Below are 18,709 nucleotides of genomic sequence, written 5' to 3'. Positions count from 1 at the left end.
GGTCAGCCTTTAGGGTGAACAATCGCGCGTGGTACGTCCACTCTGACTGGAAGCGCATGAACTCGGACTCCCGGTTGCTGAATCGGCGGTCTCGCGGGGGCCGGTACCAAGGAGGCGCGACCCTTCTGTCGGGAAGCACCGTACCATCAAGCAGCGACACGCCCACCAGCGGACTAATGCCCTCAGCGCAGTACACGGTGTCAGCGACCACAGCAACGTCAAGGAGTGCAAACGAGGCAATCATTCCTCGTGTCCTCCGGCTCTGGTCCAGCATCGCGTTTCTCGGGCAAGCATTCAACGCGAACCTGCGTCCGGCCCCACTTCCTGCAACGACCCGCCCTGGGCGATCTGCGTTCTCCGGATCGACCAACCCGAGCACGACGACATCGGCGCTCGTGACTGCCGCTACGGCGGGCTGTGGTGGCTGATACATGAATGGCCCGAGCAAGTCGCCGCTCTCTGAAAAGCGCCTGAGTCGAGTCGGATGCGTGATGTCCAGCACAAGCAGTGATCCATCCTCGAGCCAGTTCACGCGCACCGGATCACTGAGTCCACTCGGCGCGAGTGATCGTCGGCCACCGAAGGACCCGCGTAACTCTCCACTCTCGCGCTCAAAGACTGCCACCCGGTTGGACATTCGGTCAATTACAGCGACGCGCGTCGGACCGAGTGACACGTCACTGACATCGAGCAACCCACCTCCGGCATCGCCCCTCAGAGAGATGCCCCCCACACGCACCAACGACACGCGTGCAACAGCCGCGGCGTCAAGTGACTCGTAGGCTTCAACCGATCGCACCTGCGTCTCCAACGACGGCTCGCCACACCCCTCGAAGCCGAAACCGACCACCGCTGCAAGGCAGGCACGCCGAATCACGCGCTTCACACGCGCACCGGCAGCGATGTCACCGCAACGACCGGTCACGCGAACAAGAGCAGGCCCCGTGGACACGCGAAGTGCGTTCGCGACAGCGCGGCTCGAGACGGACGCGGCCCGCCTGCATCGCTGAGTCGCCGACGCAGGCAAGCCAGGCACGTCACTGCTCAGCAGGGCACGTGATGCAACTGAAGCCCTCGCCACAGCAGACATACTTCTTCTGCACCGGATCCCAAAGCGTGTTCTGAGCGGTACACCCCGGCTGGGCCGTGGCGACTTTCGCCGTGAGCGCAACCGCAGCAATCGCGAGCGCGAACGCCTTGCCTCTCGTCATGCGTCTCTCCTGCGTTTGAGATGAGGAAGCCTCGAAGCCTGAAGCATGAGCCGCGCTCTTCGAACGCAGCATCGCGCTTCGGGCGGCAATATTTGGCCTGGTACGTGGCGGGCACAAGACGCGAATGCGACATCCGTGGCTGCGCACATTCCTCTCTCTCATCCTGACTGCACTGACGACCCCGCGACCCCTTCACCCGCTCACGCCTCAGTCGTCTCGCGCAAGCGCGGTCCGATCGCGAGGTGGGACACGGCAGCGAAACTACCTCCGCGCGAACATGACGCGTCGCAGTGTGACCGATTGGTCAGGACTCGACTTCACGGGAATAAGGAGCGCTCCCTCCGGGAGTTCCGCGACGGGAAGGCCGTCCAGCGAGAGAGTTCCCCGGTACAGACCACGCTCGTCGAAGACGTCGATGCGTGGAGACGCGCCCCCACTCCGTTGCACCCATACCTCCCCATTCGATCGAACGAAGAGGTCGGCGATCGCCGGCATCGCCTCAGCGATTCCCTGTCGCTCAACGAGTTCCGCCGCCGTCACGACACAGTCCGGGCCAGCGCCCGTCGAGACTCTCATCCCGCCCGGGAAGAGATCCTCAACATCGGAGACGGTCGGCGCCAAAGCCTCGGCCTGTCGTCGAAGGCTGTAGCGGTTTCCGCTCGAATCCTGGACATCCACCACGTACCCTGCTTCGCGGCTGAATGCAGTGACGGATGCATTCGCGCTCCAGATCAGCATGGGATCGAACAGGCGGCCGAGTCCGCGAAGCGTCACGCAACTGAAGACGACATCGCGCGTCGCCGTCTTGGTGAGCGCAAGCTGTCGGCCATCCGATCGTTGCAGTCGCTGAACGATGAAACCCGGCTCCGGAGTGACACTCTCCACCAGACTATACCCCAACACGGGAACGATCGCGGTCGCTGAAGCCGCATCGCCTGTGAGGACCGAGTCTGGCAGTGGCGTCAACGAGACGCTCCAGCGTATCATGGCGCGCCGCACCAGGTCGTGCACCGTTACCACTCCGGCCCGCACTGTGAGACCGACCGGGAGCTGGAGTTCGCTGGGCCCGTTTCCACGTCTTCCGAGTCGATGTGAGAGACGGCCAGTCGAGTCGAACACGAGCACGGATGGATCGGATGAGAGCGCGAAGACACGACCGAGCGAGTCGGCACCGACGAGTCGCTGGGTCGCAGCAGTGAACGACATAGGTTGCCCGGTCTCGTCGCGAAGCGTCGCAACGGTCGTCATCGTCCACGGCAGAGGTGTGTCCGTTCTCGGACCTACGACTATTCGCACTCCCGACGAGTCGGAAGTTCCGGATACGGGCTCACGGGACGATCCACCGCAGCCAGCTGTCGCCATGGCCATGAATACAACGAGGTAGGTACGCATGTGGTCATCATACCGGCCGGGGAGAATCCCCGCCAGCCGCTGTGCTCCGGCCGATGTCCAGTCGGCAAACGGCACGAAACGGCTCATCCCGAATCTTCAGGCGTGGATGAAGTGGCGCACGCTGCAGGTTCGGCTTTGATGCCTCTCGCGTCCACACGCTATCCCATTTGCGCCTCCGCTCCGTATCGATCGACGTGCGTCCATACACCTGCACGTCTCGCAGAATCGGATCGCGCCGCTCTCAGCCGCCACCACCCTCCCCCTCGTACGGCTCCATGTGCACCACCACCCCCGTCGTCCCGGGCAGCTCGGCCTTGAGCTTCGCCTTCACATGCCCGCCGATCGCGTGCGCCCGGTCCAGCGTCACCGCGCCGTCCGCCTGCACATGGATCTCGATGTAGTACCGCAGCCCCGTCTTCCGCACCACCGTCTTCTCGATCGCCGCCACGCCCGGCACCGTCGCCGCGATCCGCCGCGCCTCCTGCACCACCGCGTCGCCCGGATGCCGGTCCATCAGCTCCCCCACCGCCGGCCGCAGCATCTTCACGCCGTTGTACGCGATCACCCCGCTCGCCAGCAGCGCCGCCCAGTCGTCCGCCGGTTCCCACCCCGGCCCGCCGATCAGCGCCGTCGTGATCCCCACGAACGCCGCGCCCGACGTGATCGCGTCGCTCAGGTGGTGCGCCGCATCGGACTGCACCGCCGTCGACCCGATCGCCCGCCCCGCCGCCTGCACCCGGCGCGACGAATACCACTTCACCACCATCACGCCCAGCAGCACCGCGAGCGTCCACGCCGCCGGCGAGTGGTGCGGCGTCCGGATCTCGCGCACCGACTCCACCGCGATCCCCACCGCCGCCCCGAGCAGCATCACCGCCACGATCACCCCGGCCAGCGACTCGGCGCGCCCGTACCCGTACGGGTACGCCTCGTCCGGCTCGCGCGACGCGATCCGCAGCCCCGCCCACACGATCACCGACGCGAAGATGTCCGCCGTGCTCTCCACCGCGTCCGCGACGAGCGCATACGAGTTGCCGATGATCCCCGCGAGCAGCTTCACCACCGCGAGCACCGCGTTCACGACGAGCCCGAAGGCGACGGCGCGTTCCCCTTGCGTGTGGTCCGGGACGGTGGTGTGCATCTCGTCGAAAGCTAGCGCGGTCAGCCCGGCCCCAGCGGCCAGCCCAGCAGCATCCACCCCACCAGCAGCAGCGGCCACACCACGAGGTTCGCGAGCGAGTACGGCAGCATCGTCGCCGTCACCGTCCCGATCCCCGCCTCGGGCTCGTAGCGCTGCACGAACAGCAGCACCAGCGGGAAGTTGCTCGCCAGCGGCGTCACGATGTTCGTGATGCTGTCCCCCACGCGATACGCCGCCTGCGTCAGCGCGGGGTCGCTCCCCAGCAGCATCAACATCGGCACGAGCACCGGGCCGAGCATCGCCCACTTGGCCGCCGCCGAGCCGAGTACCAGGTCGAGCGCCGCGGTGATCAGCACCAGCGCGAGCAGCAGCGGCACCGGCCCCAGCTCCATCGCCTTGAGCGCGGTCGCGCCATGCACCGCGAGCACCACGCCGAGGTTGCTCCAATTGAACAGCGCCACGAACTGCGCGATGAAGAACACCACCACGAGGTAGCTCGCCAGCAGCTCGAGGTTCTCCTGCATCCCCTTGTAGACGTCGGCGTCGCGCCGGATGGTCCCCGCGATCTTGCCGTATACCACGCCAGGCACGAGCCCGCCGACGAAGAGGAAGAAGACCAGACCGCGCACCAGCACCGAGTCCACGAAGGCCGGCTTCGCCGGGTCGCGCAGCACGCCGTCGGCCGGCAGCAGTCCCCAGAGCACGAGCGCCCCGAGCACGGCCATCGACGCGAGTGCCCACGCGAGCGCGCGCCGCTCCACCGCGCTCAGCGGCACCGTCGGCTCGGGTCGCATGGCGCCCGTATACGCGCCGAGCCGCGGCAGCACCACGCGCTCGGTCATCAGCGTTCCGGTGATGGTGATGAACACCGTGGACGCCGCGAGGAAGTAGTAGTTCGCCAGCGGCGAGACCGTCGCCGCGGGATCGAGCAGCCGTGCCGCCTCCTGCGTGAGTCCGGCGAGCACCACGTCCGTCGGCGAGAGGAGGATGTTCGCCGCGAACCCGCCCGACACGCCGTAGAACGCGGCGGCGAGCCCGCCCAGCGGATGCCGTCCCATGGAGTGGAAGAGCGCTGCCCCCAGCGGGATCAGCAGCACGTACCCGACATCTCCCACCGTGTGCGAGATCGCGCCGCAGAAGACGATCATCAGCGTGAGCACGCGCGGCGGCGTCGCCCCGACGATCGCGCGCACCACCGCCCCCAGCAGCCCGCTCCGCTCGGCCACCGACAATCCCATCAGGCTCACGAGCACCGGCCCCAGCGGCGCGAAGCCGATGAAGTTCGGCACCACGTTCAGCGCCAGCCGCCGGAGTCCCTCCGCCGAGACGAGGTTCGTCACCGCGACCGTCTCCCCGGTGAGCGGATGCGCGACCGCTACCCCGGCCGCATGCAGCGCCGCCGAGAGCGCGAGCACCACGCCGGAGAGGATCACGAAGAGGGTCGCCGGATGCGGGAGCGCGTTCCCCGCGCGTTCCACCGCGTCGAGCAGTCGCTGGCCCTTACCGCGCATGCGTCCCCTTGCCCGCCGCACGCGCCGCTTCGGCCGCCTCCCGCGCCCAGTCGGCGAGCGCGAGCGCGAACTCGCCGAGGTCCGTCGCCAGCGACGCGAACCCCGCATGCGGCTCGGTCGTCGCCTCATCCATATAGAGGGCGCGGTTGATCTCCACCTGCACGCTCGACCGCCCCGCCGCCGGCGCGCCGAAGTGCCGCACGAGGTCGCCCCCTTGGTAGGGATCGTTCGCCTGCACCACATAGCCGCGCATCGCGAACCATCCGACGATGCGGGCGGTGAGCGCGGGATCGGCCGTGGTGCCGCGCCGGTCGCTCACGACGATATCGGGCCGCGCGGCACCGGCATCGACGTTCATCGCGTTCCCGGTGGACTTCATCGAATGCCAGTCGAGGTGCCAGACCATGCCGTGCGCCATGTGCGCGGCATCGAGCAGCTCTGCGAGACGCGCGCGATACGGATGGTACCAGGAGTCGAGGCGCGTGCGCACCGCGGCCGGCGCGAGCGGCGCGTCGTACATGGGTACGTCGGGGAGCGCGAGGCGCCGCACGAGTCCCATCCCGCGCCGGCTGTAGTCGGTGGGCGCGAGCGGCTCGGGCCAGGGCGACGCGAGCAGCGCCGGATCGAGGTCGCGCGCGTCGCGATTGACGTCGATGTACGCCCGCGGGAAGCGCGCCGCGAGCAGTGCGACCCCCGCGCCGGGCGCGCTCGCGACCAGCCGGTCCACATGCGCATCCCAGGTGGTGCGCAGCGCCGCGAGCGGCGCCGCCGGATGGAAATCCTCCGGGAACTCGAATCCGCTGTGCGGCGAGTCGAACACCACCGCCACCGCCGGCGCACGCGCCGGTCGCTCGTCGAACACCGCGCCCGGGGGCGCGGGGCGTGTCACCGGGCGGCCCGTGCGCGCGAGGCGCGCGCTTCGGAACGCCAGAGCAGCACCGCGACCACGGCGAGCACCACTCCGCCCACCTCGGCGACCCCGGCCGAGCCGAGGGCGATGTAGCCGCCCAGGAACACCGTTGCGACCACGAGCGTGAACACCATCACCTTCATACCGGTGGCCATGAAGTCCTTGAAGCCGATCCGGACCCCTTCGCGCTCGGCGAGCCCCAGCGTCGTCACGTTCGCCGACGCGCCGATCGGCGTGCCGTTGCCGCCGAGGCAGGCGCCGAGCGAGAGCGCCCACCAGAGCACGCGGCCGTCGCCCGGCAGCGCGCCGATGAGCGACGCGATGATCGGGATGCTCACCGCGACGAACGGGATGTTGTCCATGAAGGCCGAGAGGAAGCCCGCGACCCAGAGCACGAGCAGCGCCGCGAGGAACATCGTCCCCGCGTCACTCAGCCCGAACGCTTCGCGGCTGCCGAGGATCGCGCGCTCGAGTCCGCCGGCGAGCGTCGCGATGAGCCCCGTGCTCACCGCCGCGCCGACGAGGATGAACAGGAACGCGAAGAAGGTGAGCGTGGGCCACTCGATCTCCTTCTCGAGCACATGCAGGATCCCGTGGCGCCGCTCCTCGACCGTCGGTTGGTGCGCCCGCACGTAGCGCAGGTCCTGCACGATGAGCGCCGCCGTCGCGCCGATCACCGCCGGCACCGCGGCCGGCATATGCGTCATGCCGTGCGTGACGAACCCGACCATCACGAAGAGGCTGATCCACCCGAGCCACTTGAGCAGCCCCGGATCGGTGATGCGCGGGCCGTATCCCGGTTCGTCCGCCTGCTTCGGCGAGTCCGCTGCCGGCCCCATCGCCGCGCGGAGCCGCCGTACGGCCCACCAGTGCAGCGCGCACATCATCACGAGCACCGGGATCGTCAGTTCCTCGATGAAGTCGAGGAAGGTGAGCCCCGCCCCCGATCCGATCATGATGTTCGGCGGGTCGCCGATGAGCGTCGCGGTGCCGCCGATGTTCGCCGCCATGATCGTCGGGAGCAGCACGAGCAGCGGTGGCGCGCCGAGTCGCCTCACCGTCGCCAGCACGATCGGCGTCACGAAGATCACCGTCGTCACGTTGTCCACGAACGCCGAGGAGATCGCCGTGAACCACCAGAGGACCGCGATCGCCCGCGCGGGGTCGCCGCCGAACCGCTCGAGCAGGCGCTCCACCGCCCACGCGAAGACCCCCGTCTCCTTCAGGACGCCCACGAGCGCCATCATCGCCGCGAGCAAGAGCAGCACGTTCAGGTCGAGCGCCGCCGCCGTCGACTCCAGAGGCAGGAGCGTGTACGGCGTGAGGTACGTGACCGCCCAGAGGATCGCGACCGCCGTCATCACCACGAGCACGCGGTGCGCCTTTTCGAGCGCCAGCACGCCGAAGAGCCCGACGATGAGGGCGCCGACGATGAGCTGGGAGACGGGATCGGTGCTGCTGGCGACGGTGTCGGCGTGCATGGGATTCGAATGGGGGAGCCAGCCCGAAAGGTGTCCGGGACGCCCTGCTGGCGTCAGGGGGTGCGCGCGCCGCATCGGCGGGCCGAATCCGCGTGCGGCGATGGACCCGCGTCGCCGAGGCCGGGTATCTTCCGCCATGCGCCCTCTCCTCCTCGCCGCCGCCCTCTGCGCGCTCCTCGCTCCGCTCGGGAGCGAGCTCCCCGCGCAGCAACTCCGCCCCGGTCTCCTCGTCGGGCGCGTGACCGACCCCTCCGGCGCGTCGGTCGCCGATGCGGTGCTCCGCGCCACCCAGGGCGCGCGCACGATCATCGTCGAGGCGGACGAGGACGGGGACTTCCGGATCACCGGGCTCGCCGGCGGGACCTGGACCATCGCCATCCGGCGGCTCGGCTACCGTCCCCTCGCCGCGGACATCCTCATGCCCGCCGAGGGGCTGCGCCGCGACTTCACGCTCGAGACGACCACGGCGATGCTCGACCCGCAGTTGATCGCGGCGCGCTGGACCGGCGTCCGTGGCGTGGTCGGTGATGCGCGTCGCATCACGCCGCTCGCCGGCGCGCGTGTCCGGCTCCTCGGCTCCGACGCGATGGCGAGCAGCGACTCGCTCGGGAACTTCGCGCTCCAGGTCCCCGGCGGTCGCGACATCGTGCTCCGCGTCGAGCGCACGGGCTTCGCGTCACGCCTCGTGAGCCTGACGGTCCCGCCGGACAGCTATCTCGACCTCGACGTCGCGCTCGACACGACGCTGAGCGCGCCGAAGGACGCGCTGCTCTACCGCGACCTCGACCAGCGGCTGAAGTATGCGACGCCTCGCGCCGTGCAGGTGAGCCGTGAGGAGATCGAGGGCACCGACGCTGTCTCGCTCGGGACCGCACTCGGGCTCACACCATCGGTGACCGAGCGCGGGGTGGCGATCGGGCGCGGCGCCTGCGTGTTCGTCAACGGCGTCGCGCGGCCGGGATTCCCCGTCGACGCGATCCTCGCGGGCGAGGTGGAGTTCGTCGAGGTCTACCCGCCGGGGTCCGAGCTCACCCGCACGCTCTCGCTCCGCTGGCCGGCGCGCGCGGCGTGCGGCACGGGGACGGTGCGGACGGCCGGTGGCGTGGCCGCGAGGCAGACCGCGCAGTTCGTCTCGGTCTGGCTCAAGGCGCCCTGAGGGCGCTCAGAGCTCCAGCTGCCCGCCGAGGGCGGTGCGGCAGAAGCTCAGGCGATGGTGCGGCGTGAGTCCGGCCACCCGGAGCGCCGCAATGTGCGTCGGCGTGCCGTACCCCGCGTTCCGCTCCCAGCCGTACGCCGGATGCCGCGCCGCCAGCCGGGTCATCAAGCGGTCGCGCACCACCTTCGCGACGATGCTCGCGCAGGCGATGCTGTAGCACTTCGCATCGCCGCCGACGACCGCGTGATGTGGCACGCCGAGCGTGGCGATGGGCTTCCCGTCCACCAGCACCTCGTCGGGTCGGACCGCGAGTCGCGCGAGCGCGCGGCCCATCGCGCGCGCGTTGGCCTGGTAGATGTTCCAGCGCGCGATCTCGGCGACCGACGCCGCCGCCACCGCGATGGCGACGCACTCGGTGCGAATGCGCGCGGCGAGCCGCTCCCGATCGGCCGCGGTGAGCTGCTTGGAGTCGGTGACGCCGGCGATGGCGCGGCGGTCGTGCGGCATGATGATGGCACAAACGACGACGGGGCCCGCGAGGGGGCCCCGTCCAACTTCATCGACCCCGGCGATGAACCGGGATCCGGCCTGGCGCAGTGAACGCTCGAGGGCGCTCCAGCCGCCGGCCAACGACTTACGCCTGCGGCTCGCCGGTCGCGGGAACGACGACGCGGACCTTCTTCTCGGCGATGCGCGCGGCCTTGCCGGTCACTTCGCGGAGGTAGAAGAGCTTCGCGCGGCGGACGCGGCCACGGCGCACGACCTTGATCTCGGCGAGCATCGGCGAGTGGAGCGGGAAGATGCGCTCGACGCCCACACCGTTGGAGATCTTGCGGACCGCGAAGGTCGCGCCGACGCCAGCGCCCTTGCGGGCGATGCAGACGCCTTCGAAGGCCTGGATGCGCTCCTTCTCGCCTTCCTTGACGCGGACGTTCACGCGGAGCGTGTCGCCGGCGCGGAATGCGGGCACCTGCTTGAGGTATTCCTTCTCGGTCTCGGTGAACGGATGCATATGCGGCTCCGGACCCGCAGGGGGTCCTCAGGGTGTCGTGTTGAGCCTTGTAAGCTACTGAGGGGATGGGGGTTGCGCAACCGCCCCCTCACGGAGCCTGGTGAGCCGTTCCCCCTCCTCCTTCCGCCACTTGTCGATCGCCGCGTGGTTCCCGGACAGGAGCACGTCGGGGACCTTGTGCCCCCGGTACTCGGCCGGCCGCGTGTAGCTCGGCGCCGAGAGCCCCCGGTCGAAGAACGAGTCCGTCCGGGCCGACTCGATGTCGCTCATCGCCCCCGGCAGGAGCCGCACCACCGCGTCGACGATGGCCAGCGCCGCCGGCTCCCCGCCCGAGAGGACGAAGTCGCCGAGCGAGATCTCCTCCGTGGCGAGGTGGTCGGCCACCCGCTGGTCCACGTCCTTGTAGTGGCCGCAGAGGAGGGTCAGCTCGGTCCCCGCGGCGAAGCGCTCGGCGTCGGCGTGGGAGAAGACCTTCCCGCGCGGCGAGAGGAGGACGATCGGGGCCTGCGCCCCCACCGACTCGACCGCATCGAAGAAGGGCTGCGGCTTCATCACCATCCCCGGCCCGCCCCCGAAGGGCGCGTCATCGACCGTCTTGTGCTTGTCGGTCGCGAAGCCGCGGAGGTCGATGGTGCGGTACGTGACCAGCCCCGCCTCGGCGGCCCGCTTGGGGATGCTCAGGCCGAGCGGACCGGTGAAGAAGTCCGGGAAGATGGAGATGAGGTTGATCGTCAGCATCGTCAGCCGTCGAGCAGCCCGTCCGGCGGGCGGACGATGATCCGGCGCGCGTCGCGGTCCACCTCGTCCACGAACTCCTCGACGAAGGGGAGGCTGTGCACCCCTTTGGGCCCGCGGAACTCGATGAGGAGTCCCTGCGGCAGGTCATAGAACTCGATGACCTCGCCGAGCACCTCATCGGACTCGGCGTCGATGAGGGTCATGCCGACGAGCTCGTGCGCGAAGACCTCGCCCTCGTCCGGCTCGGAGAGTTCCTCGAGCGGGGCGAGGAGGGTGCGGCCGTTCCATTTCTCGGCCTCGGTGCGGTCGGCGATCTCCTCGAGGGTGAGGAGCCAGCCGTCCTTCACGGGGCGGAGGCCGGTGACGTGGAGCTCGCGCGGCGCCTTGGTGCGGGGATCGACGAAGAGTTCGCCGTCCTTCGTGCCCTGGAAGACACGACGGCCGGGCGCGAGGATCGCGTCCGGCTCGTCGGTCAACGCTTCCACCGCCAGCTCTCCCCGCACGCCATGAGGGCGCTTGATCCGCGCGACGGACGCGCAGTCGGGGAGGCTCACGGACTACTCCTTCACCGGCACGGCCTGCGCGGCGAGCTTGGTCGCGAGGCGCGTCTCGTGACGGGCCTTGAGCACGCCCGCCTTGCGGAGGAGCGAGCGCACGGTGTCGGACGGCTGGGCACCGACGTTGAGCCAGTAGTTCGCGCGCTCGACGTCGAGCTGGATCGCCTGCTCACCGGAGCGCGGGGCGTACTGCCCGAGGATCTCGATGAACTTGCCATCGCGCGGCGAACGGCCATCGGCGACGACGATGCGGTAGGTCGGGGCCTTCTTGCGGCCCTGGCGGCGGAGACGGATACGGACGGCCATGTGGGATCCTCGATCGGGTTCAGTACTGCCCCTCGGCTCATCGCGCTCTCCGGGATATCCGGCGCGCACCGAGAGTGGAACAAGGCTCAAGGAGGAAGGGGGCGAGGCCGTACGGCCTCGCCTCTTTCATCCTTCAGCCTTCATCGGCGGCCTGCGGCCGCCTTCTTCATCATCTTCTGCATCTCCCGGAATTGCTCCAGGAGCCGATTGACCTCGCTCACCGGCCGGCCACATCCCTTGGCGACCCGCGCGCGGCGCGATCCGTTGAGGATCGACGGGTCCTTCCGCTCCTCGGCCGTCATCGAGAGCACGATCGCCTCGAGGTGCCGCATCCGCTTCGGGTCCACCTTGCTGGCCTGCGCCATCATCTTGCTGTTCACGCCCGGGAGCATCTTCAGGATGTTCTGGATGCTGCCGAGCTTCTCCATCTGCTTCATGGCGGAGAGGAAGTCCTGGAGGTCCATGCCCTCCTTCCGGATCTTCTTCTCCATCCGCTTCGCTTCGTCGGCGTCGAACGATTCCTGCGCCTTCTCGACGAGCGTGAGGACGTCGCCCTGCTGGAGGATCCGGCCGGCCATGCGGTCCGGGTGGAACTCCTCGAGCGCGTCGGTCTTCTCACCCACGCCGATGTACTTGATCGGCTTCTTCGTCACGCCGTAGATGCTGAGCGCGGCACCGCCGCGCGCATCACCGTCCATCTTGGTCAGGATCACGCCGGTCACGCCGAGCGCGTCGTTGAACCCCTGCGCGATCTTCACTGCATCCTGGCCGGTCATGCCGTCGGCCACGAGCAGGATCTCGTCGGGCTGGACCGCGTCCTTCACGCGGCGCAGCTCGTCCATCATCGCATCGTCGATCTGGAGACGGCCCGCGGTGTCGATGATGACGACGCGGTCGCGCTCCTTCTTGGCCTGCTCGATGCCAGCGCGCGCGATGCGCACGACGTCGGTGGTCGTGCGATCGGCGTACACCGGCACCTGCAGGTCACGGCCGAGCGTCTCGAGCTGGTCGATCGCCGCCGGGCGGTAGACGTCCGCGGCGACGAGACGCGTGGCCTTCCCTTCTCCCTTCAGCTTGCGCGCGAGCTTGGCGGTGGTCGTCGTCTTGCCCGACCCCTGCAACCCGACCATCAGGATGACGGTGGGCGGCAGCGTGGACATCTTGAGCCCTTCGCGCCGCTCGCCGAGCATGAGGGTCAGTTCGTCGTAGACGACCTTGACCAGTTGCTGGGCGGGACTGACGGACTTGAGCTGGGCGATGCCGACGGCGCGCTTCTCGACGCGCTCGAGGAACTCGCGAGTGAGCTGGAAGCTGACGTCGGCTTCGAGGAGGACGCGGCGCACTTCGCGCAGGCCTTCCTTGATGTCGGCTTCGGTCAGGACGCCGCGCCCGCGAAGCTTCGCGAACGCGGCTTCCAGCTTTTCGGAGAGTTCTGCGAACATAGAGCCTTGAATCATAAAGGGATGCGAGGGTTTCGACAACGGTGCGGGGTGCGGGGATCCGCGGGCTTTGGCCTGCGGTCGGGCCCCGTTGGAGCCCGATCGGCCGACCCTCTCGGACTTCGCTTCGCTCGTCCTGCGGCCGGGTCGTCCGAGTCGGGCTCCTTCCGGGGCCCTCCCCCAGGCTTGGTGGCTCGGCGCTCCCCGGACCGCCCGCTGTCGCGAGCCCTCGCAGCCTGCCCGGCGCGGGTTCGCTGACCGCTCCGGGATGCGGAGGGCCGCGGGTGCGGAGTGCGCGGGGGCGCGGCATGCGTGAGGGGTGGGGGCTGTTCGGCCCGAACGTGCTCGGTGTGCGCCCTGAGTGACGGGCGATGCGGGGGGCGCCGCAGGCGAAGGGTGTCGCGCAGGCGACGCGGCCGCAGGACGAGCGAAGCGACGTCCGAGAGCGTCGCCGAAGCGACATCCTTCGCCGGAGGCGCGCACACGCAGTTCCCGCATCGCCGGAAGGATGCGCGAATGCGAGCAAGAGAACTACATTGGGGGCGTGAGTGAACCGACCCAGCCGATCCTCCCCGCCGACCTGCCGCTCCTCGCGCTCCGGTCCACGATCGTCTTCCCCGGCGGCCGCATCGCCGTCCAGGTCGCCAGCGCCGAGAACCTCTCCCTCCTCGCCTCCCACCCCGAGGAAGGCGCCCTCGTCCTCTGCGTCCTCGACCCCGAGGACCGCGATGGTGCCCCGCTCCGCGCCGAGGGCCGCATCGGCGTCGTGGCGCGCCTCGCCGACCGGAAGCGCGAGGGCGGGATGGCGCAGGTCACGCTCGTCGGCCTGACCCGTGCACGCGCCGTCTCGGCCACGCGCGACGAGGTCGCCGGGTACGCCTTCGCCCGCGTCGAGCCCGTTGAGGAATTCGTCCGCGACCTCCCGACCGCGAAGCTGCTCATGCACCGCGTCGCGCTGGCCTGCGATGCGCGCGTCGAGCTCGACACCACCTTCCCCGCCGAACTCCCCGCCCTGCTGCGGCGCGAGGTCGCGCGGCCGGCGCGATTCGCCGACCTCGCGGCGGCGCGCGGGGCCCTGCGCGCCGCCGAGAAGGACGAGGTCGTCCAGCGCCTCGACGTGCTCGCGCGCCTCGAGTTCCTCGCCGAACGCTGGGAGCGCGAGGCCGCCAAGGCCAAGGTCCACGAGGAGGTGCGGCACGAGACCGAACGCCGCATCGACCGCCATCATCGCGAGTTCTTCCTCCGGCAGCAGCTCCAGGCCATCAAGACCGAGCTCGGCGAGGCCGACCTCGGCGAAGGCGATACCGTCGAGCTGCTGCGTCGCGTGGAGGAGGCCGAGCTCCCCGAGCATGTGGCCGCCGAGGCGCGGCGCGAGATCGACCGGCTGCGCGCGCTCAGCACGGCCTCGAGCGAGCATCAGGTCCTGCGCAACTATCTGGAGTGGGTGCTCACGCTTCCCTGGAAGAAGCGCTCGGGCGACGAGAAGATCACGCTCGAGAAGGTCGAGTCGGCGCTCGACGGCCGGCACTACGGGCTGAACGAGGCGAAGGAGCGCATCCTCGAGTATCTCGCCGTGCGCCAGCTGCGCGGCGACCGCGGGCGCGACCCGCACGGGCCCATCCTCTGCTTCGTCGGGCCGCCGGGCACGGGCAAGACCTCGCTCGGCGAGGCGATCGCCGCGAGCATCGGCCGCGCGTTCTACCGCATCTCGGTGGGCGGCGTGCGCGACGAGGCCGAGATCCGCGGGCATCGCCGCACCTACGTCGGCTCGCTCCCCGGACTGCTGCTCCAGGCGATGCGCCGCGTGCAGGTGAACGATCCCGTCCTCATGATCGACGAGATCGACAAGATGACGTCGGGCGGTCCGAGCGGCGACCCGACCGCGGCGATGCTCGAGGTGCTCGACCCGACGCAGAACGCCGCCTTCACCGACCACTATCTCAACCTGCCGTTCGACCTCTCGTCGGTGCTGTTCATCTGCACCGCGAACAACCTCTTCGACATCCCGCACGCGCTGCGCGACCGCCTCGAGGTGATCCGCATCGCCGGCTACACGGTGGAGGAGAAGGTCGAGATCGCCTGGCGCTACCTGCTGCCGCGGCTGTTCGACGAGCACGGCATCACCGACCTCGACCTGCAGTTCACCGACGAGGCGCTGGGGCTCATCGCCAACCGCTACGCGCGCGAGGCGGGCCTGCGTACCTTCGAACGCCACATCGCGGCGCTCATGCGCAAGCGCGCCAAGCGGAAGGCCGAAGGCGAGACGGGCGCGTGGATAGTGGATGCCGCGCGCATCGATGACGTCCTCGGGCCGCCGCGCTGGGCGCCGGAGGAGGCCGAGCAGGAGCCGGAGGTGGGGACCGTCACCGGGCTCGCCTGGACCTCCAACGGCGGCGAGCTGATGACGATCGAAGCGCTCCGCATGCCTGGCACCGGCAAGCTCATCGTCACCGGCCAGCTCGGCGACGTGATGCGCGAGTCGGTGGACGCGGCGAGCTCCTACGTGCGCTCGCGCGCGAAGGCGCTGCGCGTGGGCGACCCGGAGATGAAGTCCACGGACCTGCATGTGCACTTCCCCGCCGGCTCGGTGCCGAAGGACGGCCCCAGCGCCGGCGTGGCGGTGACGCTCGCGATCGCGAGCGTGATGTCGCGCCGCCCCATCCGCCGCGACGTCGCCGTCACCGGCGAGGTGACGCTGCGGGGCAAGGTGCTCGAGATCGGCGGCGTGAAGGAGAAGGTGCTCGCCGCGTATCGCGCGGGCCTCCGCTCGGTGGTCCTCCCCGCGGCGAACGAGAAGGACCTGCGCGAGATCCCCGCCGAGGTGCGCGCCGCGGTGACCTTCACCTGCGTGAGCACGATGGACGAGGTGATCGAGGCGATGCTCCTCCCGCCGCGGCCCAACGGGTTCGCCGAGGACCTGCCGCTGTTCGACGAGGTCTCGCGCAGCGCGGTCGACGTCCGATGACGCGACGCCCGTGGGAGGTGCGCCGCTCGCCGCGGCACGGCCGCGGCGTCTTCGCCATCGCGACCATCCCCGAGGGGACGCGGATCATCGAGTACACCGGCGAGCTCATCAGCGAGGCCGAAGGGGAGCGCCGCTATCCCACGCCCCCCGACGGGCACGAGGAGCCGGAGCATACCTATCTGCTCACCCTCGACGAGCACCGCGTGATCGACGCCAACGTGGGCGGGAACGCGGCGCGGTACATCAACCACTCGTGCGACCCCAACTGCGAGCCGATCGCGTTCGGTGACCACATGTGGATCGTCGCCGTGCGGGACATCCGGCCCGGCGAGGAGCTCGCGTACGACTACGCGATCGAACTCGACGAGCCGCACACGCCGGCGCGGAAGCGGCGATTCCCCTGCGCCTGCGAGGCGCGCAACTGCCGCGGGTCGATCCTCAAGCCCAAGCGGCAGCCGCTGCATCCGCGCGTGCGCCGCGCTATCGCGCGCTACGGGCCGCCGGCACGCTCGCGCTGAGCAATGCGCGCGGCGCGGCGACGCGCCGTCCCGCGACGACATCACTGCTCGGCGAGCAACTCGTCGACCTCGGTCTTGAGCTCCGCGCGCGTCTCGGCGAACGCCGCCATGTCCTGCTGCGGCACGAGCGCGGGCATGATCATCTTCAGCTCGCCGGCGAAGTGGGCCTCCGGCGTGTAGGCCTCGTCCTCCAGCGCCGCGGCGACGCCGACGAGCGCGAGGATGACGCCCACGGTCACCGCCCCCGAGCGCCAGCGTGCCGCGCGGGAGAGGTGCGAGGCGGCCGAGAGATGCGACGCGACCAGCGCGCCAAGCAGGACCATGAGCGCGAACCCTTCGGCGCCCGACGTCGCGGGGAGCGCCGGGAAGAGGAAGCGCACCCACCCCGCGGCGTCGCTGATCACGAGGGAGGCGACGACCGCCGCCGCGGCGATCGCCACGTGCGAGAGGAAGTGGAACCGCCCGAGCACCACGCGCGCCGCGATCGACCAGGTGCCGGCCCACATCGCGACGAGCACCATCGCGACGAGGAGTTCCGAGAAGACCTGCGAGGCGGCCCCGCGCGTGGTCGTCGCGAGCCAGAGCCGCAGCACGCCGATGACGAGCGCTGCGACGATCACCACGGCGCGCCCGCGCGCCGACTCGGCCCAGTCCACTCCGGCCGCGGGCGACGGCGAGAGCGGGACCGCGGCCGCGAGCGGCGCGAACTCGTCGCGGAACCGCAACGTGGTGCGTCCGAGGACCACCACCGTGCCGGCGCGCACCTCCACGCGGTCGGTGCGCCCGTCGCGCGGCAGGCCGATGCGGTTCACGCTGCCGAGGTCGACCAGCGTCCACCCACCCACGGCATCGGGCTCGAGGCGCGCGTGCCGCGCGTCGACGTGCGGATCGTCCAGCACGACCTGGTTGTCGAGCCCCCGGCCGATCGCGACGGGCGCGCCGTCGAGGCGATGCCGCTCGCGCACCTCCGCCTGGCGCGCCCCGTGGCGCCCGGCGACGAGGACCTCGAGGATCAGCGCCATCCGACGTACTCCAGGTAGCGGCCGGCGATCCGGTCGATGTTCTCCCAGCTCGCCCCGGAGAGGGTCAGCGTGGACGAGAGCCCTGCGTTCGACCGGCCGAGCACCGCGACCTTGAGCGTCGCATCGTAGAGCCCGGGGAGCTTCTTGAGTCCGCGGAGGCAGAGCACGGCGCGCACCGGCGTCCGCGCCGCCGCGACGTTGCGGGTGCGGCAGACCCACTTGGTCACGTGCTTCTCGTCGCCGCCCGGGGTGTCGTCGAGGGCGAATCGCTGCGAGTAGAGCGCCCCGAACTGCGCGGCGTTCAACCGGTTGCTCGTCAGCGCGACATGCACGAGCTCGATCATCCCCGCGCTGTGGTCGCCGGCGAGGAAGACCTCGTCGTCGGTCCCGCAGCGGTGCCAGACCTCGGTGTACATCGGCTCCGCGTCGCGCTCGTCGGAGCGCTCGCTGCCACCCCAGCACCGGAAGATCGGTGCCGGTTCGGTCGCGACGCGGAAGGGACCGACGTCCACCATCGGTGGGGAGGCGTCGAAGAGGGTCCCGAGATAGGCCTGCTGGTAGTCGCGGAGCTGTGCCGCGATCTCGGTCATGAGGTCGGCGGCCGGCGTGAAGCCCGGGGCTTGCACCCGCGCGAGCAACGCCGTCGCCTGCGCCTCGGGGACGAGGAAGGAGCGCTGCTCCCCCATCGTCGAGACGTTGACGCCCACCACACGCCCGTCGTTCGTGATCGTCGGACCGCCGCTCATCCCGGGGTTGATCGACCCGGTGAAGTGGATCTTCGGATAGAGCGTGTGCTTGAGGTTCCCGTTGTACGTCCCCTCGACGATGCTGAGCCCGAGGTCGTTGGGATGTCCCAATGAGTAGAGCCGGTCCCCCTGCCGCAGCGGCACGCTCCCCAGCGTGAAGTGGCTGGGCGAGGCGCGGCCGGTGCGGAGCACGGCGAGGTCGTGCACCACGTCCACCGCGACGACCTCAACGGCGCGCACGGAGCCGTCGGCCTCGACGATCTCCACGCGATGGTCGTCCGGTTCCTGCACGCGATCGGAGATCACGTGATAGTTGGTGACCATCAGGCCGTCGGCGCTCACGAAGAAGCCGGTGCCGATCGTCCGCTTGGCGCTGGACGACGTCTCGATGATCTGGATCTTGAGGATCCGGTCGCTGTAGCGGGCGAAGACGGTCGAGGTCGCCTCGCGCGGCTCGTCCTGCGCGCCGACGGGCTGCGCGAGGGCCGGGCACGCGACGACGGCGAACAGGGCGCGCCAGAGGAGGGATCGCATGGGGGGAAAGCTGGCGGAGGGCGTCGCCGGGCGCCACGGGCTGGCAGAGGCCGCGCACCGCTCCCATACT

The 18,709-nt window shown here is 70.0% G+C and carries 16 protein-coding genes and 1 pseudogene; 3 read left to right on the top strand and 14 right to left on the bottom strand.

The features are described 5' to 3' along the window. Nucleotides 1–1,037: 1,037 nt before the first annotated feature. From IPJ78_16645 to IPJ78_16620, 6 genes are all read right to left on the bottom strand, one after another. A complete protein-coding gene (locus IPJ78_16645) occupies nt 1,038–1,211 on the bottom strand; it encodes a hypothetical protein (GenBank protein MBK7908175.1) in 174 nt (57 codons plus the stop codon). 261 nt (nt 1,212–1,472) lie between these two features. Beyond that, nucleotides 1,473–2,459, bottom strand: coding sequence for a hypothetical protein (locus IPJ78_16640; protein MBK7908174.1), 987 nt, complete (start codon nt 2,457–2,459; stop codon nt 1,473–1,475). A gap of 385 nt (nt 2,460–2,844) precedes the next feature. After that, complete coding sequence (locus tag IPJ78_16635) at nt 2,845–3,744, bottom strand: cation transporter (GenBank protein ID MBK7908173.1); 900 nt, start codon at nt 3,742–3,744, stop codon at nt 2,845–2,847. A 20-nt stretch (nt 3,745–3,764) separates the two neighbouring features. Next, a complete protein-coding gene (locus IPJ78_16630; GenBank protein MBK7908172.1) occupies nt 3,765–5,255 on the bottom strand; it encodes an AbgT family transporter in 1,491 nt (496 codons plus the stop codon). Beyond that, nucleotides 5,245–6,144: an N-formylglutamate amidohydrolase gene (locus IPJ78_16625; GenBank protein MBK7908171.1), complete on the bottom strand. Its 900-nt coding sequence runs from the start codon at nt 6,142–6,144 to the stop codon at nt 5,245–5,247. The genes IPJ78_16630 and IPJ78_16625 overlap by 11 nt, the downstream gene beginning before the upstream one ends. After that, a complete protein-coding gene (locus tag IPJ78_16620; GenBank protein ID MBK7908170.1) occupies nt 6,141–7,646 on the bottom strand; it encodes a citrate transporter in 1,506 nt (501 codons plus the stop codon). Before IPJ78_16620 ends, IPJ78_16625 begins: the two co-directional genes overlap by 4 nt. Nucleotides 7,647–7,782: 136 nt before the next feature. Here IPJ78_16620 and IPJ78_16615 point away from each other — a divergent pair, with 136 nt between their 5' ends. Continuing rightward, a complete protein-coding gene (locus IPJ78_16615; protein MBK7908169.1) occupies nt 7,783–8,802 on the top strand; it encodes a carboxypeptidase regulatory-like domain-containing protein in 1,020 nt (339 codons plus the stop codon). A gap of 6 nt (nt 8,803–8,808) precedes the next feature. Here IPJ78_16615 and IPJ78_16610 read toward each other — a convergent pair whose 3' ends face one another. From IPJ78_16610 to ffh, 6 genes and pseudogenes are all read right to left on the bottom strand, one after another. After that, nucleotides 8,809–9,432, bottom strand: coding sequence for a ribonuclease HII (locus IPJ78_16610; protein ID MBK7908168.1), 624 nt, complete (start codon nt 9,430–9,432; stop codon nt 8,809–8,811). Between the two features lie 4 nt (nt 9,433–9,436). Further along, the gene (gene rplS / locus IPJ78_16605) at nt 9,437–9,814 is read right to left on the bottom strand and encodes a 50S ribosomal protein L19 (protein ID MBK7908167.1); all 378 of its coding nucleotides are present in this window, start codon (nt 9,812–9,814) and stop codon (nt 9,437–9,439) included. Then, nucleotides 9,736–10,549 (bottom strand): annotated as a pseudogene (gene trmD, locus IPJ78_16600) (tRNA (guanosine(37)-N1)-methyltransferase TrmD). Before trmD ends, rplS begins: the two are co-directional and overlap by 79 nt. A 5-nt stretch (nt 10,550–10,554) precedes the next feature. Then, complete coding sequence (gene rimM / locus IPJ78_16595; protein ID MBK7908166.1) at nt 10,555–11,106, bottom strand: 16S rRNA processing protein RimM; 552 nt, start codon at nt 11,104–11,106, stop codon at nt 10,555–10,557. 3 nt (nt 11,107–11,109) lie between these two features. Continuing rightward, complete coding sequence (gene rpsP / locus IPJ78_16590; GenBank protein MBK7908165.1) at nt 11,110–11,415, bottom strand: 30S ribosomal protein S16; 306 nt, start codon at nt 11,413–11,415, stop codon at nt 11,110–11,112. A 140-nt stretch (nt 11,416–11,555) separates the two neighbouring features. Then, nucleotides 11,556–12,857, bottom strand: a complete 1,302-nt coding sequence (gene ffh, locus IPJ78_16585; protein ID MBK7908164.1) for a signal recognition particle protein — start codon at nt 12,855–12,857, stop codon at nt 11,556–11,558. A 541-nt stretch (nt 12,858–13,398) separates the two neighbouring features. Here ffh and lon point away from each other — a divergent pair. After that, nucleotides 13,399–15,819: an endopeptidase La gene (gene lon / locus IPJ78_16580; protein MBK7908163.1), complete on the top strand. Its 2,421-nt coding sequence runs from the start codon at nt 13,399–13,401 to the stop codon at nt 15,817–15,819. Beyond that, nucleotides 15,816–16,337, top strand: coding sequence for an SET domain-containing protein-lysine N-methyltransferase (locus IPJ78_16575; protein ID MBK7908162.1), 522 nt, complete (start codon nt 15,816–15,818; stop codon nt 16,335–16,337). Before lon ends, IPJ78_16575 begins: the two co-directional genes overlap by 4 nt. Before the next feature lie 41 nt (nt 16,338–16,378). On the opposite strand, the gene IPJ78_16570 is transcribed toward IPJ78_16575, so the two are convergent. Together IPJ78_16570 and IPJ78_16565 are read right to left on the bottom strand one after the other, a co-directional pair. Then, nucleotides 16,379–17,359 carry an FHA domain-containing protein gene (locus tag IPJ78_16570; GenBank protein ID MBK7908161.1) on the bottom strand — a complete coding sequence of 327 codons (981 nt, stop codon included), beginning with the start codon at nt 17,357–17,359 and terminating at the stop codon, nt 16,379–16,381. Then, complete coding sequence (locus IPJ78_16565; GenBank protein MBK7908160.1) at nt 17,350–18,639, bottom strand: trypsin-like peptidase domain-containing protein; 1,290 nt, start codon at nt 18,637–18,639, stop codon at nt 17,350–17,352. The genes IPJ78_16570 and IPJ78_16565 overlap by 10 nt, the downstream gene beginning before the upstream one ends. Nucleotides 18,640–18,709: the final 70 nt, after the last annotated feature.

The sequence above is a fragment of the Gemmatimonadota bacterium genome (genome assembly GCA_016714015.1).
Classification (GTDB): domain Bacteria; phylum Gemmatimonadota; class Gemmatimonadetes; order Gemmatimonadales; family Gemmatimonadaceae; genus Pseudogemmatithrix.
Note: the sequence above shows the minus strand (reverse complement) of the source record. Positions and strands in the feature narration are given on the sequence as shown.

What these genes read in the sequence shown, in the direction of transcription:
- IPJ78_16575 (MBK7908162.1), top strand. Translation starts at nt 15,816, where the DNA reads ATGACGCGACGCCCGTGGGAGGTGCGCCGCTCGCCGCGGCACGGCCGC.
- IPJ78_16620 (MBK7908170.1), bottom strand. Translation starts at nt 7,646, where the DNA reads ATGCACGCCGACACCGTCGCCAGCAGCACCGATCCCGTCTCCCAGCTC.
- IPJ78_16570 (MBK7908161.1), bottom strand. Translation starts at nt 17,359, where the DNA reads ATGGCGCTGATCCTCGAGGTCCTCGTCGCCGGGCGCCACGGGGCGCGC.
- IPJ78_16645 (MBK7908175.1), bottom strand. Translation starts at nt 1,211, where the DNA reads ATGACGAGAGGCAAGGCGTTCGCGCTCGCGATTGCTGCGGTTGCGCTC.
- IPJ78_16635 (MBK7908173.1), bottom strand. Translation starts at nt 3,744, where the DNA reads ATGCACACCACCGTCCCGGACCACACGCAAGGGGAACGCGCCGTCGCC.
- rplS (MBK7908167.1), bottom strand. Translation starts at nt 9,814, where the DNA reads ATGCATCCGTTCACCGAGACCGAGAAGGAATACCTCAAGCAGGTGCCC.
- IPJ78_16615 (MBK7908169.1), top strand. Translation starts at nt 7,783, where the DNA reads ATGCGCCCTCTCCTCCTCGCCGCCGCCCTCTGCGCGCTCCTCGCTCCG.
- rpsP (MBK7908165.1), bottom strand. Translation starts at nt 11,415, where the DNA reads ATGGCCGTCCGTATCCGTCTCCGCCGCCAGGGCCGCAAGAAGGCCCCG.
- IPJ78_16630 (MBK7908172.1), bottom strand. Translation starts at nt 5,255, where the DNA reads ATGCGCGGTAAGGGCCAGCGACTGCTCGACGCGGTGGAACGCGCGGGG.
- IPJ78_16565 (MBK7908160.1), bottom strand. Translation starts at nt 18,639, where the DNA reads ATGCGATCCCTCCTCTGGCGCGCCCTGTTCGCCGTCGTCGCGTGCCCG.
- ffh (MBK7908164.1), bottom strand. Translation starts at nt 12,857, where the DNA reads ATGTTCGCAGAACTCTCCGAAAAGCTGGAAGCCGCGTTCGCGAAGCTT.
- IPJ78_16640 (MBK7908174.1), bottom strand. Translation starts at nt 2,459, where the DNA reads ATGACGACCGTTGCGACGCTTCGCGACGAGACCGGGCAACCTATGTCG.